The organism is Acidimicrobiia bacterium, from assembly GCA_035471805.1.
GTDB lineage: Bacteria > Actinomycetota > Acidimicrobiia > Spongiisociales > JAHEDJ01 > JAHEDJ01.
The window spans coordinates 81884-96046 of the sequence record DATIPS010000058.1; the positions used below are offsets into that span (position 1 = coordinate 81884).

13 protein-coding genes are annotated in these 14163 nt (G+C 63.0%); 6 read left to right on the top strand and 7 right to left on the bottom strand.

What is annotated here, in order from left to right; translation table 11 throughout:
- Positions 1 to 13 precede the first annotated feature (13 nt).
- From VLT15_12435 to VLT15_12450, 4 genes are read right to left on the bottom strand one after another with little or no spacing between them, the layout of a single operon-like run.
- Positions 14 to 805: an ABC transporter permease gene (locus VLT15_12435; GenBank protein ID HSR46017.1), complete on the bottom strand. Its 792-nt coding sequence runs from the start codon at positions 803 to 805 to the stop codon at positions 14 to 16.
- Positions 802 to 1689 (bottom strand): ABC transporter permease, encoded by an 888-nt coding sequence (locus VLT15_12440; protein HSR46018.1) that lies wholly within the window; start codon positions 1687 to 1689, stop codon positions 802 to 804. Before VLT15_12440 ends, VLT15_12435 begins: the two co-directional genes overlap by 4 nt.
- A complete protein-coding gene (locus VLT15_12445; protein HSR46019.1) occupies positions 1686 to 2756 on the bottom strand; it encodes an ABC transporter ATP-binding protein in 1071 nt (356 codons plus the stop codon). Before VLT15_12445 ends, VLT15_12440 begins: the two co-directional genes overlap by 4 nt.
- The gene (locus VLT15_12450; protein ID HSR46020.1) at positions 2753 to 4216 is read right to left on the bottom strand and encodes an aldehyde dehydrogenase family protein; all 1464 of its coding nucleotides are present in this window, start codon (positions 4214 to 4216) and stop codon (positions 2753 to 2755) included. The genes VLT15_12445 and VLT15_12450 overlap by 4 nt, the downstream gene beginning before the upstream one ends.
- Before the next feature lie 66 nt (positions 4217 to 4282).
- Between VLT15_12450 and VLT15_12455 the strand changes: the two genes are divergently transcribed.
- From VLT15_12455 to VLT15_12465, 3 genes are read left to right on the top strand one after another with little or no spacing between them, the layout of a single operon-like run.
- Positions 4283 to 4519, top strand: a complete 237-nt coding sequence (locus tag VLT15_12455) for a hypothetical protein (protein ID HSR46021.1) — start codon at positions 4283 to 4285, stop codon at positions 4517 to 4519.
- Entirely contained in the window at positions 4519 to 5829 is a 1311-nt protein-coding gene (locus tag VLT15_12460) for an aspartate aminotransferase family protein (protein HSR46022.1), read from the top strand. Before VLT15_12455 ends, VLT15_12460 begins: the two co-directional genes overlap by 1 nt.
- A gap of 48 nt (positions 5830 to 5877) precedes the next feature.
- Positions 5878 to 7041 carry a saccharopine dehydrogenase C-terminal domain-containing protein gene (locus tag VLT15_12465; protein HSR46023.1) on the top strand — a complete coding sequence of 388 codons (1164 nt, stop codon included), beginning with the start codon at positions 5878 to 5880 and terminating at the stop codon, positions 7039 to 7041.
- A 4-nt stretch (positions 7042 to 7045) separates the two neighbouring features.
- Here VLT15_12465 and VLT15_12470 read toward each other — a convergent pair whose 3' ends face one another.
- Positions 7046 to 7447 carry a TIGR03667 family PPOX class F420-dependent oxidoreductase gene (locus VLT15_12470; protein HSR46024.1) on the bottom strand — a complete coding sequence of 134 codons (402 nt, stop codon included), beginning with the start codon at positions 7445 to 7447 and terminating at the stop codon, positions 7046 to 7048.
- A 128-nt stretch (positions 7448 to 7575) separates the two neighbouring features.
- Here VLT15_12470 and VLT15_12475 point away from each other — a divergent pair, with 128 nt between their 5' ends.
- On the top strand, positions 7576 to 8421 hold the full coding sequence (locus tag VLT15_12475; GenBank protein ID HSR46025.1) for a phospholipid scramblase-related protein: 846 nt from the start codon (positions 7576 to 7578) through the stop codon (positions 8419 to 8421).
- 65 nt (positions 8422 to 8486) lie between these two features.
- On the opposite strand, the gene serB is transcribed toward VLT15_12475, so the two are convergent.
- Positions 8487 to 9704 (bottom strand): phosphoserine phosphatase SerB, encoded by a 1218-nt coding sequence (serB, locus tag VLT15_12480; protein HSR46026.1) that lies wholly within the window; start codon positions 9702 to 9704, stop codon positions 8487 to 8489.
- A 123-nt stretch (positions 9705 to 9827) separates the two neighbouring features.
- Here serB and VLT15_12485 point away from each other — a divergent pair, with 123 nt between their 5' ends.
- Complete coding sequence (locus VLT15_12485) at positions 9828 to 10064, top strand: PGPGW domain-containing protein (GenBank protein ID HSR46027.1); 237 nt, start codon at positions 9828 to 9830, stop codon at positions 10062 to 10064.
- A 142-nt stretch (positions 10065 to 10206) separates the two neighbouring features.
- Positions 10207 to 10608 (top strand): YbaN family protein, encoded by a 402-nt coding sequence (locus tag VLT15_12490; GenBank protein ID HSR46028.1) that lies wholly within the window; start codon positions 10207 to 10209, stop codon positions 10606 to 10608.
- 63 nt (positions 10609 to 10671) lie between these two features.
- On the opposite strand, the gene VLT15_12495 is transcribed toward VLT15_12490, so the two are convergent.
- Positions 10672 to 14091, bottom strand: coding sequence for a vitamin B12-dependent ribonucleotide reductase (locus tag VLT15_12495; protein HSR46029.1), 3420 nt, complete (start codon positions 14089 to 14091; stop codon positions 10672 to 10674).
- Positions 14092 to 14163: the final 72 nt, after the last annotated feature.

Below are 14163 nucleotides of genomic sequence, written 5' to 3' on the forward strand. Positions count from 1 at the left end.
TGCCGACTCCTCCTTATTTCTTCCTCTGCAAGGCTAGTGAACTCAGCACAAGCACCACAGATGCCGTCAGCATCAACGTCGATACGGCGTTGATCTCGGGCGTAACGCCTCTCTTGATCAGTCCGAAGACGAAGGTTGGCAGAGTGTCGGGTCCCTTGACGAACTGGGTGATCACCACATCGTCCAGGGAGAGAGTGAGGGCCAGCAACGCCCCGCCGAGCACGCCCGGCATGATCAGCGGAAGCGTCACCCTGCGAAAAGCCTGCCACCGGCCGGCGTACAGGTCGGCCGCCGCCTCCTCCAGCGAAGGGTCGAGGTTGGCCAGCCGGGCACGCACGACGATCGAGACGAAGGAGATGTTGAATGCGATGTGGCTGAGCACGATGGTGGTGATGCTGAGCTGCTGGCCCAATGAGGTGAAGAAGACGAGCAACATCGCAGCCATCGTCACATCCGGAATGATGACCGGCAGGTACAGCAGTGCATCGAACGTGCGCTTCCCGAGCCAGCGTCTGTACCGCTCGAGGGCAAGCGCCGCAGTCGTCCCGAGCACGGTCGACACGATGGTCGCAACAATCGCCACCTGCAGGGACGCCAGGAGTGCAGCCATCAGGTTGTCGTTGGCGAACATCTGGCGGTACCAGCGGAGCGAGAAGGACTCCCATATGAAGAACCGGCTCTCGTTGAAGGAGAAGACGATCAGTACGAGGATCGGAAGGTAGAAGAACAGGTAGACCAGCCAGGCGTGACCGGTGAGGAAACGGTCCAGCCGGCCCGTGAGTGCTGTGCTCTGGCGGACGGTCATAACGTCTTAGCCCCGGAGCGGAAGTACCAGATCGTGGCGATCAACATGACCACCATGATGGCCATCGAAACGGAGGACCCGAGCGGCCAGTTGCGGGCAGTCAGGAACTGGTTCACCACGTAGTTGCCGATGAGCGTCGTTTTGGCTCCACCCAGGATGTCCGGCGTGACGTATGCGCCGAGGCTGGGGATGAAGACGAGGATCGACCCGGCGATTATGCCCTGCTTCGTGAGCGGCAGGGTGACCTTCCGGAAGGCTTCCCACCCCGACGCGTACAGGTCGCGGGCTGCTTCGATCAGCGACCAGTCGAGACGCTCGATCGCGGCATACAGCGGCAGCACCATGAACGGCAGGAACCCGTATATCAATCCGATATACACGGCAGGCAACGTGAACAGCATCGAGTCCCAGAGTTTCAGGAACCTGCCCAGTTCGGTGATCAGGCCGTCCTCGCCGAGCAGGACCCTCCATGCGTAGGTGCGTACGAGGAAGTTCGTCCAGAAGGGAATCATCACGAAGACCAGTAGCAGGTTCCTGGCCTTCTCGGATCTCGTGGCGATGTAGTAGGCGAACGGATAGCCGATGAGCAGGCAGAAGGTAGTGGTGAGGACGGCCACGATCAGCGAGCGGGCAAAGATGGAGCGGATTAGATCGTCGGTGAACAGCTTGGTGATCGAGTCGAGATTCCATGCCTCGAGCTTGGGCATTCCGGTGCGGGACCGGCTCGCAAACGAATACATGCCGATGATCACCAGCGGCAACGCGAACAGGAGCAGGAGATAGATGTACGACGGCAGGGCCAGGAAGAGTCCCCGCCGGGACTCCGCCTTCTCGGCCCTCGCCTCCAGTTCGGCGGTGACGGGTCCTTCGGCCGTGAAGGTCATTCGGTCAGAGCCTCGGCCGCCTCCGGGTGGAAAGCGGCGATGATGGGCGCGCCTTCCTCAAAGCGCGGCCGGCCGGGTCGATTCTCCTCGCGAGCGTCCACGACCGTATGCCCGAAGTCGACCTCGTAGAAGAGCGAGTCGCCGAAATAGAGCCTGCGGGAGATCGTTCCCGATAGCTTGTTGAAGTGCTCCGGGATCTTCTCCTCTGCGTCGTGCAAGTCGATCTTCTCGGGCCGCAGGTTCAGGGTCACCGTGGACCCGGCAACCGAGTGGGTTCGAGCTCTCACCAGGCTGCCGTCCGCCAGTTTCACAACTCCGGGCTCTGAGACGGTTCCGGTGATCAGGTTTGTCTCCCCGATGAACTCGGCGACGAATCGGGTGTTCGGCCGCTCGTAGATCTCTTCAGAAGTTGCCACCTGGAGCAGCTGCCCCTCGTTCATCACCGCGATGCGGTCGGACATGGTCAGGGCCTCTTCCTGATCGTGAGTCACGTAGACGAACGTGATGCCCACTTCGCGCTGAATCTCCTTGAGCTCGAGTTGCATGGCCTGTCGCAACTTGAGGTCCAGCGCTCCCAGTGGTTCGTCCAGCAGGAGGACTTCGGGTCGGTTGACCAGTGCTCTGGCGAGGGCAACCCGCTGTTGCTGGCCGCCCGAGAGCATGCCGGGTCGGCGATTCTCCATTCCCGACAGTCGGACGAGATCGATGGCCTCACCGACCCTTCGGCTCGTTTCCTCTTCCGGGACCTTCTGCATCTGGAGTCCGAATCCGATGTTGCCGGCCACCGTCATGTGCGGAAAGAGCGCGTACGACTGAAAGACGGTGTTGACCGGCCGTTTGTTGGGAGGCCGCAGCCCCATCTCTTCACCGTGAATGGTGATACTGCCCTCGGTCGGATATTCGAGTCCGGCGATCATGCGCAGAGTCGTAGTCTTCCCGCATCCAGAAGGGCCGAGCAGCGAGAAGAACTCGCCATCTGCGATATCGAGGTCGATGTTGTCGACCGCCACGACATCACCGAACCGCTTGGTCACCTCCCGGATGCCGACGGCCGGTGCCGCCACTATGCGGTCCCGATATCGAAGACGACGGTCTGCAGGTCGGTGAACTCGGCGATCCTGCCCCGGCCCCAACCTGTGTCGGTTCCGGCTGCGCCGCCGAACGGCTGGAAGGTCTCCCAGAAATCGGTTGAGTCGTTGACTACCACGGTGCCCGAGCGGATCCGGTCGGCATACCAGAAAGCCTTGGAAAGGCTTTGCGTGAATACGGCGGCCTGGAGCCCCAGTCGCGAACGGTTGGCGACCGCCACTGCTTCGGCGTCGTCGGCGGCACGCAGTATGGGGAGAACCGGGCCGAACGATTCCTCCTGCGAAAGGGCGCTGTCTTCGGGGACGTTGTCGACGATCGTGAAGTCGTAGTAGAGATCGGTCGGGTATCCGGGCGCTCTCCCTCCGCCCACCAGCACCTCGGCCCCGCGTTGGCGGGCTTCGGCCAGGTGGCGGTCCATCTTGGATGCCGTCGGCTCGTTGTTCAGCGGTCCCATGGTCGTCTCTTCGTCGAACGGGTCGCCGAGCCTGGCGGCGCCGGCGGCCGCGACGGCCAGCTCGGTGAACTCGTCGTGAACCTCGTCGAGGACGATGACGCGTTCTGTGGCGCAGCAGACCTGGCCTGCGTTGTAGTACGCACCGTAGACGGCCAGGGATGCCGCCCGTTCGAGATCGGCGTCGCCCGTCACGATGGTGGGCCCGTTGCCGGACATCTCCATGATCGACCGCTTGACACCCATCTGGGCGATGATTCGCTTCCCGGTTGCAGAAGACCCGGTGAATCCGATCGCGTCGATGCCGTCGTGTGTGACCAGCGCTTCCCCTACGCGGCCGTTGCCCGGCAGGACCGAGACGGCACCCTTCGGGACACCGGCCTCATCGAACGCCTCGGCCAGCTTCAGGAGGGCCCACGAGGTGAACTCGGGTGGTTTGACGATGACCGAGTTGCCGGTAGCGAGGCCGGGACCGATGTATTCCAGGGGAATCGTCACCGGGAAGTTCCAGGGTGTGATGGCGGCCCACACGCCGACGGGCCGGTGGAATGTGAACATGCGCTTGGCGCGATCAGAGGTGGGGATGACCTCCCCGAACAGTCTCTTGACGTCTTCCGCCGCGTTGTAGAAGTACTGGTTCGCTTCCTCTATGTCCGCCAGCGACTCCGCGTGATAGGGCTTGCCCTGCTCGAGGGTCTGAATCCTGGCGATCTCCGCTTCGAGCGGCTCGATGGCCGCTGCAATCCGGAGACACAGATCAGCTCGTTCGAACGCCGACCAGTGGCGCATCTCGTCCGCCGCGGCGCGTGCCGCACGTACAGCTCGATCGATGTCGGACTGCGATGGGAGCGGAACCGTCGCAATGTGCTCCCCGGTCACGGGAGAGATCAGTTCGTGAGTCTCATTTCCGGTCCCCTCGGTCCATTCACCGCCGAGATACATCTTCAGGTTTACAGCCATTGCACTCCAGAATCCGACTTTCGCCATTATGGCTCAGGATGGTGGCGCTTCGCTCCGCGGAGGCTTTTCGTCTAGCTTGGATGGTGGTGAAATGTGATTCCCTGGGACTCTCCAATTGACGGCGCTCGGAGCTTTGGCGATCTCGTCGTAGTCGGTGTCCCCGCCCCCGTTACGGGTGATTTGCCGGTGCGCGACGCGGCCATCTCCGCGGAACGCGTCGAGCCGATCGGCGAACCCCCCCGGCAGGTCGGCCGGGGCGTGTTCACCGCCCGCATCGGGGCGGTCGGGAATCTGAACATCGAATCCAATCCCTACGAGGAGGCAAACTGATGGGCCTGCAAGGAGAGCAGACCGCAGCCTGGTTCCGGCGCGCCAAGGCTGCGTTGGTCAACGGAGTATCGAGCCAGTTCAGGTACTGGGGCGATGACGACACGATGGTCATCGCCCGGGGTGAGGGCGGCCATGTGATCGACATGGACGGCAACCGCTATATCGACTACCAACTCGGCTTCGGTCCGGTGATCCTCGGGCACGGAGACCCGGATGTGGCGCGAGCAGTCGCAGAGGCCGCAGCCGACGGAACGACATTTGCAATGACGCAGCGTCGCGAGATCGAGGCGGCCGAACAGTTTCTTGCCGCCGTTCCCTGGGCAGATCAGCTTCGGTTCGGCAACACGGGTACGGAAGCGACGATGCACGCGATTCGCCTCGCCAGGGGAGTCACCGGACGTGACGTGATCCTCAAGTTCGAAGGTCAGTACCACGGCGTCCACGACTACGTCATGTTCTCGACGGCCGGTGCGCCTCCAACCGCGCTGGGTTCACGCTCCCGTCCCGTTCCGTTGCAGAGTTCGTCGGGTATTCCGGAGACGATTCGGTCGTACATTCGTGTGTTGCCCTTCAACGATCTGGAAGCCGTAGAGAGACTGTTCAAGGATCAGGGGCAACAGATCGCCGGCGTCATTGTCGAGCCGATGCTGGGTAACGCCTTCGGGATCATGCCCGAGGACGGATTCCTCCAAGGTCTTCGCACACTCTGCACCGAGTACGGATCTGTGTTGATATTCGACGAGGTCAAGACCGGGTTCCGCATCGGCCTGGGCGGCGCCGGGGAGTACTTCGGCGTCGACCCCGATCTGGGCACATTTGCCAAAGCGATGGGCAACGGATTCCCGGTGGCTGCGATCGCCGGACGAGGCGATGTGATCAAGGGTTGGGCCAGGGGTGGCATTGCCCAGGCCGGCACTTACTCGGCCAATGGGGTCGCCGTTGCCGCGGCCGCCGCCACCATTGCGAAGCTCGCAACCGGTGAGCCCTTCGCCCAGATAGAGAAGATCGGCCGCACCTTGATGGAGGGCGTCGCCGCCGTCTGTGCCGATCAGGGGGTGACGGTGCATGTGACCGGCGTGCCGGCGATGTTCGGTCTGGTCTTCTCCGAAGAGGCTCCACGCGACTTTCGCGATGCCGCCAACCACAACGAGGAACTCTACGGTGAGGTCGTCAGGAAGATGATCGGCAAGGGCGTATTCCCGGTCGACGACGCGCTGGAGCCGTGGTTCCTGTGTTCGGCTCACACCGAGGAAGACGCCGCCAAGACCTTGCAGGTGTTCGAGGAGTCGTTGAGAGAGGCCAAGGCCTGAACTGACAATCCGCCCGCGACAATCGGGCGCGACACGAAAGGTAGAGAGATGAAAGTTGCGCTGCTCGGCGCGGGGATCATCGGTGAAGTAACGGCCCGCGACCTGAGTGTGTGGGACACCCCGGACGAGGTCGTCATCGGTGACCTCGATGGAGAGCGGGCCGCCCGGGTGGCCGCAGAGTTCGGGTTCGGCTCCGCGCAGGTCGACGTGCGCGACCCGGACAGCCTCGACGCCTTCCTCGAGGGTGCCGGCGCCGTCGTCAACGCGGCGCAATATGAGATCAACCTGGACGTGATGGAGGGGGCGCTGCGCTCCGGCTGCAACTACGTCGACCTCGGTGGGCTGTTCTTCACCACCCGCAAACAGTTGAAGCTGTTCGATCGATTCGAGGCTGCAGGACTGACCGCCGTGCTGGGCATCGGGGCATGTCCCGGCATCGCCAACGTGCACGCCGGCGATCTCGGCTCCCGGCTGGACACGGTCGATTCGGTCGTCATCTACAACGGTGCGACCGTGGACCCGTCGGACACGCTCAAGTGGCCGTATTCGCTGTGGACGATCTTCGATGAGATCGTCGAACCATCGATGGTGTTTCGCGACGGTGAGTTCATGGCGGTCGAGGCGCTGAGCGAGGAAGAGATGTTCCCGTTCAAGGAGCCCATCGGCTACGCCAAGACGCACCTGTCCCTGCACTCCGAGGTGGCGACGATTCCGCTGAGCCTGGCAGACAAGGGAATCCAGAAGTGTGAGTTCAAGATTCGCTTCTTCGGATTCTCCGAAGCCGCATTGCGGAAGCTGCAGTTCCTTGCTTCGGTCGGTCTCGCCTCCACCGAGCCCAGGAAGGTCGGCGACGTCGAAGGGGTCGTTCCCCGCCGGCTGCTGATAGACCTGCTCGAGGAACTCCAGCCGGAGCCGCCGCAGCACGCCGGATACAAGGACATCGCCACCGTTGCCGTTGGGACGAGGGACGGACAGCCCGTCAAGCTGCGCATCGACACGACGGCCTGGCCGGTACCGGAGTTGAAGGTGTCGGGCGGTACCGCCGTCGTCGCCACTCCGGCCGCGATTCTCGGCCGGTGGCTCGCCTCAGGTCGGCTCGACAAGCCGGGCGTGTATCCACCGGAGACATCGGTGGAACCCCAGCCGTTCTACGCCGACCTGGCCAAGCGAGGTATGGAGACAACGCTGTCGACCGAGGAGATCCTCGCCTAGGCGGTCACCACGCCCGCAGGCGTTTCGGTTGGATGAGGATGGGCACCGGGTAGTCGACGGAGAAGCTCTTCGCCGTCCAGCCGTAGTCGTCGAGGAAGGACTGGTACTTCTCGATGTATTCCGGCAGCGCCTCGGCGGGTGGGTGCTCGCGATTGATCCGGGCGCTTCCTTCTATGACCACGATCGCTCCGCCGCGTCCGTCACCGTCCAGGTTGAGCGAAACATACGGATTGGCGCCGATGTTGGTCAGGCGGGCCGTATCCGCCTTGCTGAACATGAGGATGTCGGCGCCGCTCCACAAGAACCAGATCGGTGACGGCTGGGGCCGCCCGTCCGGGGTGACCGTGGTCATCCACATGATCGGCTCGGAGCGGAGGCGTTCTTCGACTTCGGGCGGGAAGTTCATCGGTCCTCCAAGGTAGATCGCCTGACAGGATACGGCGCCAGGCGGCGTTGGTGTCACCGGAAGGCGGAATCCGGGATTGAATGCCCGTTTGGGCGGCAACGCGGCCGGCCACGTGCGACGATGGAACTATGGCAATCGAACGCGGCTGGTTTGCGGATCCAACCAAGCGCCATCAATACCGCTATTGGGACGGTTCGGCTTGGACCGAACACGTTGCGGACAACGGTGTGCAGGGGGTGGATGCGGCAGACGGACTCGACCGCTTGGAGGCGGCGATGACGCTCGACGATGCTTCGGCTCCTGAGAAGATCCGTGAACAGGTATCAGGCAGCGGCTACGCGGGCGCCGGGATCGAGTCGGCCCGATCCGGTGGCGGCGACATCTTCAGCGAGCCAGTCCTGGTCGTGAATCAGAAGGCCAAGCTGATCGAGCTGTCGAATCAGTACGGGGTGTTCGACAAAGACGGCAACCAGCTCGGCTCGGTCAATCAGATCGGCCAGTCGACGTTGAAGAAGGCGATGCGACTGATTTCATCCGTGGACCAGTTCATGACCCACCGTCTGGAGATAGTCGATCAGTCGGGCACCGTTCTGCTGCGGCTGACGCGTCCGGCCAAGGTGTTCAAGTCAACGGTGGTCGTAGAGGATCCGATAGGGCGGGAGCTCGGGCGGATCGTCCAACGCAACATGATCGGGAAGATCAACTTCGCCCTCGAATCGGGTGGGCAGGAGCTTGGAGCGATCAAGGCGGAGAACTGGCGGGCCTGGAACTTCCGGATCGAGGACGTGACGGGATCTGAAGTGGCCCGTATCACCAAGACCTGGGAGGGCCTGGCCAAGACGATCTTCACCACGGCGGACAACTACGTCGTGCAGATCCACGGCCGCCTCCCGCAGCCCCTCCTCTCGTTGGTCGTGGCCGCGGCATTGTCGGTCGATACGGCACTGAAACAGGATGACCGCGGCTGGAACTGAGTTCCCGGGATTTTCTCAGCAATACCGTGGCGCGTGGGGAACAACAGTATTGCTGAGAAAATCGATCAAGCGGGGCCGGGACCGCGTCGTTGCTCGCCGTTGAACTTCGGGTCGGCCGCGTCGGCCTGTTCTACGTCCGTACGGCGGATTCCGAGCAGGAACAGCACGGCGTCGAGATAGGGGACCGTTACCGCAGTGTCTGCGGCCTCCCGGACGACCGGCTTGGCGTTGAAGGCGATACCCAAACCCGCCGCGGCGAGCATGTCCAGATCGTTGGCGCCGTCGCCGACCGCAACCGTTTGCTCGACCGGGATACCGAGGTCGGCGGCCACCCGGCGCAGTATTTCGGCCTTTCCGGCCCTGTCGATTATCGGGCCCTCCAGCTCACCGGTCAGAATGCCGTCTGCGATCTCGAGACGGTTGGCGAAGGTGAGGGCGATGTCGAGATCCCTGCCCAGCGCCGCCACGAAGAACTCGAATCCGCCGCTGACCAGCACGATCTCGTACCCCAGACGCTTCAGCGTGCGGATGAACGTTCTCGCCCCGGCCGTCAGTGAGATCTTCTCGGCAACACGGCCCAACGCGGTCTCGGGGAGTCCCTTGAGTGTGCGGACGCGGGACCGCAGGGCGTCTTCGAACTCGAGTTCGCCCTGCATCGCCCGTTCGGTGATTTCTGCCACCGCCTGCGTCCGTCCGGCCTCCTCGGCCAGCAGGTCAATGACTTCGTTCTCGATGAGCGTCGAATCAACGTCGAGCACCACGAGTCGCTTGGCCCTGCGCTGAAGGCCCTCCGGCTGCACTGCGATGTCGAGTCTGAATGCCTGGGAGGCCATCAGCAATGACTCGCGGAGACGATCGAAGTCGGCGCCCGAGACGATGAACTCGTAACTCATGACCGGATAGTCGGAGAGCCTGTTGATCCGATCGATGTTGCCTCCGGTGGCCGCGATTGCCGCAGTTGCTCCGGCCAGGGCCTCCGCCGAGAGATCCGGCGCGAGGAGCGTCACCGCGTACCTGGGGCCGGGCGACGGAGTCGGCTGGTCCTCCACGATCTCGAACTCGATGTCGATCCCGCGTTGCCAGCCGAAGAACAAGAGGTCCTTCAGCGTCTGATGTTCCGTCGAGATTCCGATGAGCAGATCCAGTGTGAGGCGGCCCTTGACCACGACCTGTTCCATGTCGTAGACCTGCGCTCTGCCGAGCGAGAGCAGATCGAGCAGTCCGGCTGTGATGCCGGGGGCATCGCGCCCGTTGATCCGGACCAGAATCGTATCGTGTGCCATCCGGCCAGAGGTTACCCGCCCGGCACCCCGTCCCTGTGTGGTCGTTCGCTGCCCCCGGCGAGATTCTCAGGCGAACCATCGATTCGAGTCGGCATTGCGGCTCCGGCGTGGCAATGTGGTGCCATGCAAAGTCGGTCACAGCGTCCCCTGTTCATCCGCATCGCCCTCTTCGTGATCGGCGGTGTGGTTTTGGTCATCGGTGTTCTCGGCTGGTTCCTCCCGCTTCTGCCGGGCTGGCTGCTCGTTGTTGCAGGCTTGGCGATCCTGGCCAGGGAGTTCCCGTGGGCTCGCCGCCTCCTCGACCGCGCCCGGTCACAACTCAATCGTGTCAGGCGCCGGTCGCCGGCAGAGGGTGACTGAGGCGGCCGTCGATCCCGGGGCGGGCCTGGTGCTGGTGCGGCTCGCTTCTGCGTGGAGGCAGGGAACCCGGGCGGGTTGGTACGGCTGAGGGAAGATTTCGTTTCGACATACTGTTGGAACCTCAGCCGATATGCTGCCCGCCATGGCTCAGCAGGCAAGGCGCAAACCAACGCGCATAATTCTGGCGGGACTCGGCTTTCTGAGTCTCGGGGTCGCCATCGTCGGCCTCGTGTTGCCCGGCATTCCGACAACGGGGCCGGTCCTCTTGTCCGGCTACTTCTTCTCGCGTTCGTCCGAACGTTTCGACAGCTGGTTGCTCGGCCATCGGGTATTCGGGCCGATTCTGCGTGATTGGCGTGCAGGCCTCGGTTTCACCGCGCGGGCCAAGACCGCTTCGATAGTCGCCATCGCCGCCACCTTCTCGATGACCGTGTCCTTCGCCGTCTCAAACCTGGGCGTACGGATCGGCCTCGTCCTCCTGGCGGTGGCCATCAGCGCCTATATCCTCTCCCTGCCCACCAAGCTGCTCGAGACGACCGGCTAGAGGCCCCAAACGACAGGAGAGGCGCCGGCCGGCGCCTCTCCCGTTCTCGATTACGTCACCGGTTCACGAACAGCCGGTGGTCTCGCCACAGGTCAGGCAAACGTGGCACGAACCGCTGCGCATGGTGATGTTGCCGCAGTTGGGGCAGGCCGGTGCGTCGCTCACATCGGTGGAAGGTCTTGCCTTTGTGACTGTTGCGGTGGCCGTTCTGCTCGAGCTCTGCGGCGTGCTCCTTGCCGGTTTGGCCGGGGCACGTGTCGAGGCGCCGTTGCCGTTGGGTCCGTTCGGCGACGATGATGGCGAATCGACGAATCGGGCTGCTTCGATCTGAGCGTCTATCTGGCCCTCCATCGCAGCCTCGGTCAGGTCCAACTGGACACCGGCCTCCACTGCCAGCCCCTTCGGTGGTTCAGGAAGCTCGGACGGCCGAACGGGTGGCACCTGAGCAAGTTCGTCTCTGTGCAGGTACTCGACGCCGAGCGCCCGGAACACGTAGTCCACGATGGAGTTGGCCATCTTGATGTTCGGATGCCCCTCCACCATGCCGCGCGGTTCAAACGTCTGGAACACGAACGTGTCGACGTACTCTTCCAGCGGCACTCCGTACTGGAGGCCCTTGCTCACCGCGATGGCAAAACACGAGAGTATGCCGCGCAGCGTTGCGCCTTCCTTGGCCAGGTCGATGAACAACTCGCCCAGCGTTCCGTCTTCGTACTCACCGGTGCGGAGGAACACCTTGTGCCCGCCGATGCGAGCCTCCTGGGTGAACCCGCTGCGGCGGGCGGGGAGTAGGAAGCGGGGCGGTTGCATCCCCTGGTCGTAGGCCTCGGTCGGTGAGAGGCCCGCGGGGATCTGGCCCCAGGCCAGCGCTTTCTCTTCCTGGAGGGCAGCGTTGATGTCCTGGTCCTCTTCCTCGTTGTCGGCTTCATCGGTGGTCGACGAAAGCGGCTGTGAAGCTTTGGATCCGTCCCTGTACAGGGCCATCGCCTTCAGGCCGAGCCTCCACGACAACTCGTAGGCACCTTCGATGTCGGCGGGTGTGGCCTCGTGTGGCATATTGATCGTCTTCGAAATGGCCCCCGATATGAACGGTTGCGCCGCAGCCATCATCTTGATGTGGCCGTCGTGATGAATCAGCCGGGTTCCGTGACGGCCGTTGCGGTTGGCAGTATCGAAGACGGGCAGGTGGTCGTCTTCGATATGCGGAGCACCTTCGATGGTCTGCCGCCCGCATATTGCGTCGTTGGCTTCGATCACCTGTGCCCGTGAGAAGCCGAGCTTGCTCAGCAAGTCGAAGTCGAACGACGTGTACTCGTCGACCTTGTATCCAAGCCTCTGGAGCGTCTCCTCGCCGAGCACGAACGGCGAGAAAGCATGCTTCAGGTCGAACACGGTGGGAAGGACCTTTTCGATGTTGATCAGGTCCTCGGTGCTGAACCCCTTTTCTGTCAGTGACTGACGATTGATGTGTGGAGCGCCCAGCAGCGTGTTGGTTCCGACCACGTAGTCGACGATCTCTTCGATCTCGTTGTCGTTATAGCCGAGCGCGGCCAGCGCCGGAGCGACGGACTGGTTCACGATTTTGAAGTAGCCGCCACCGGCGAGTTTCTTGAACTTCACCAGTGAGAAGTCGGGCTCCACGCCCGTCGTGTCGCAATCCATCAGCAGCCCAATGGTGCCGGTCGGCGCCAGCACAGTTGCCTGCGCGTTCCGAAACCCGACTTCCTTGCCCCAGTCGAGTGCACGATCCCATGAGCCGCGGGCAGCTGCGACAAGATCGGAGGGACACAGGGAGTCGTCGAAGGACATGACCTCATGGCCGATCTCTTCGAAATCGGTTTCTCCATAGGCAGCCCGCCTGTGGTTGCGGATGACCCGGAGCATCGACTCCCGGTTCTCTCCATACTTCGGGAACGGACCAACGGCGGCAGCCATCTCGGCGCTGGTTGCGTACGAAGTGCCGGTCAAGATCGCGGTCAGCGCTCCGGCCAGAGACCGTCCTTCGGCAGAGTCGTAGGCGATGCCCTGGCGCATCAGGAGGGACCCGAGGTTGGCGTAACCGAGCCCCAGCGTCCGGTAGTCGTACGACCCCTGGGCGATCTCCTCGGAAGGGAAGTGGGCCATTGCCACCGAGATCTCGAGAACCACCGTCCACAACCGGATGGCGTGTTCGTAGGCCTCGATGTCGAAGGTCTGATCGGAGTCGTCGTAGAACTTGACGAGGTTGAGGCTGGCCAGATTGCAGGCCGTGTCGTCGAGGAACATGTACTCCGAGCACGGGTTTGACGCACGGATCTCACCGCCCGACGGGCACGTGTGCCACTGGTTGATGGTGGTGTGGTATTGCAGTCCCGGATCGGCACACGCCCAGGCGGCGTCTGCGATCTGGCTCCAGATGTCCCGTGCCTTCACAGTCTTGCGAACCGAGCCGTCCTTGCGGTTGGTGAGGCTCCAGTCCCCGTCGTCGATGACGGCCTGGATGAAGTCGTTGGTGACCCGCACGGAGTTGTTCGAGTTCTGGCCGGAGACCGTCGCGTAGGCGTCTCCGTTGAAGTCGGCCGGCATCCCGCCGTGCCGGATGAGAACCTTGGCCTTGTCCTCCTCGGCCTTCTTCCAGTTGATGAACTTTTCGATGTCGGGGTGGTCGACATCGAGAATGACCATCTTGGCCGCACGTCGAGTCGTGCCTCCCGACTTGATGGCGCCTGCGGCGCGATCGCCGATCTTGAGGAACGACATGACGCCGGAACTCTTGCCTCCTCCCGAGAGGAGTTCGTTCTCGGCGCGTATGTTCGAGAAGTTGGATCCGGCACCCGAGCCGAACTTGAAGATCCTTGCCTCGCGGACCCACAAGTCCATGATGCCCCCGGGGTTCACGAGATCGTCTCCCACGGAGAGGATGAAGCAGGCGTGAGGAGCGGGGCGAGAGTATGAGTCGGGAGAGGCGACCAGTTCACCCGTTTCGTCGTCGATGAACCAGAAGCCCTGCGCCGGACCGGTCAGGCCGTAGTTGTTGAAGAGTCCGGTGTTGAACCACTGCGGAGAGTTTGGAGCCGCCATCTGGTTGGCGAGCATGTACTTGAGCTCATCCTCAAATGCCTGCGCATCGTCGGCAGAGGCGAAGTAGCCCTTCGATTCACCCCAGAAGCGCCACGTATCTGCGAGCCGGTTGAAGACCTGTTTGGCGGAACGCTCCGGACCGGTGAGGCGCATGCCGGATTCGTCGACGAGTTCGTTGCCGTCGGCGTCGTACTGGGGGACACCCGCCTTGCGGAAGTACTTGGAGACCATGATGTCGGTTGCGACCTGTGACCAGGAAGCCGGGATCTCCGCATCGGTCATCTGAAATACGATCGAACCGTCCGGGTTGCTGATTCTCGAATCGCGGTACTCCCATTCGATGCTGTCGTATGGGTCGACTCCCGCTTCGGTGAAGCGACGGCTGATCCGCAGGCCTTGGCCCATGTTTGTCTCCCTCTCCAACGTCCCCGATGCGAAGCCCCAGGGGACCGAATACCCCGCGCTCGACGGGGCCGCTTGGGCAGGCACGAAGCG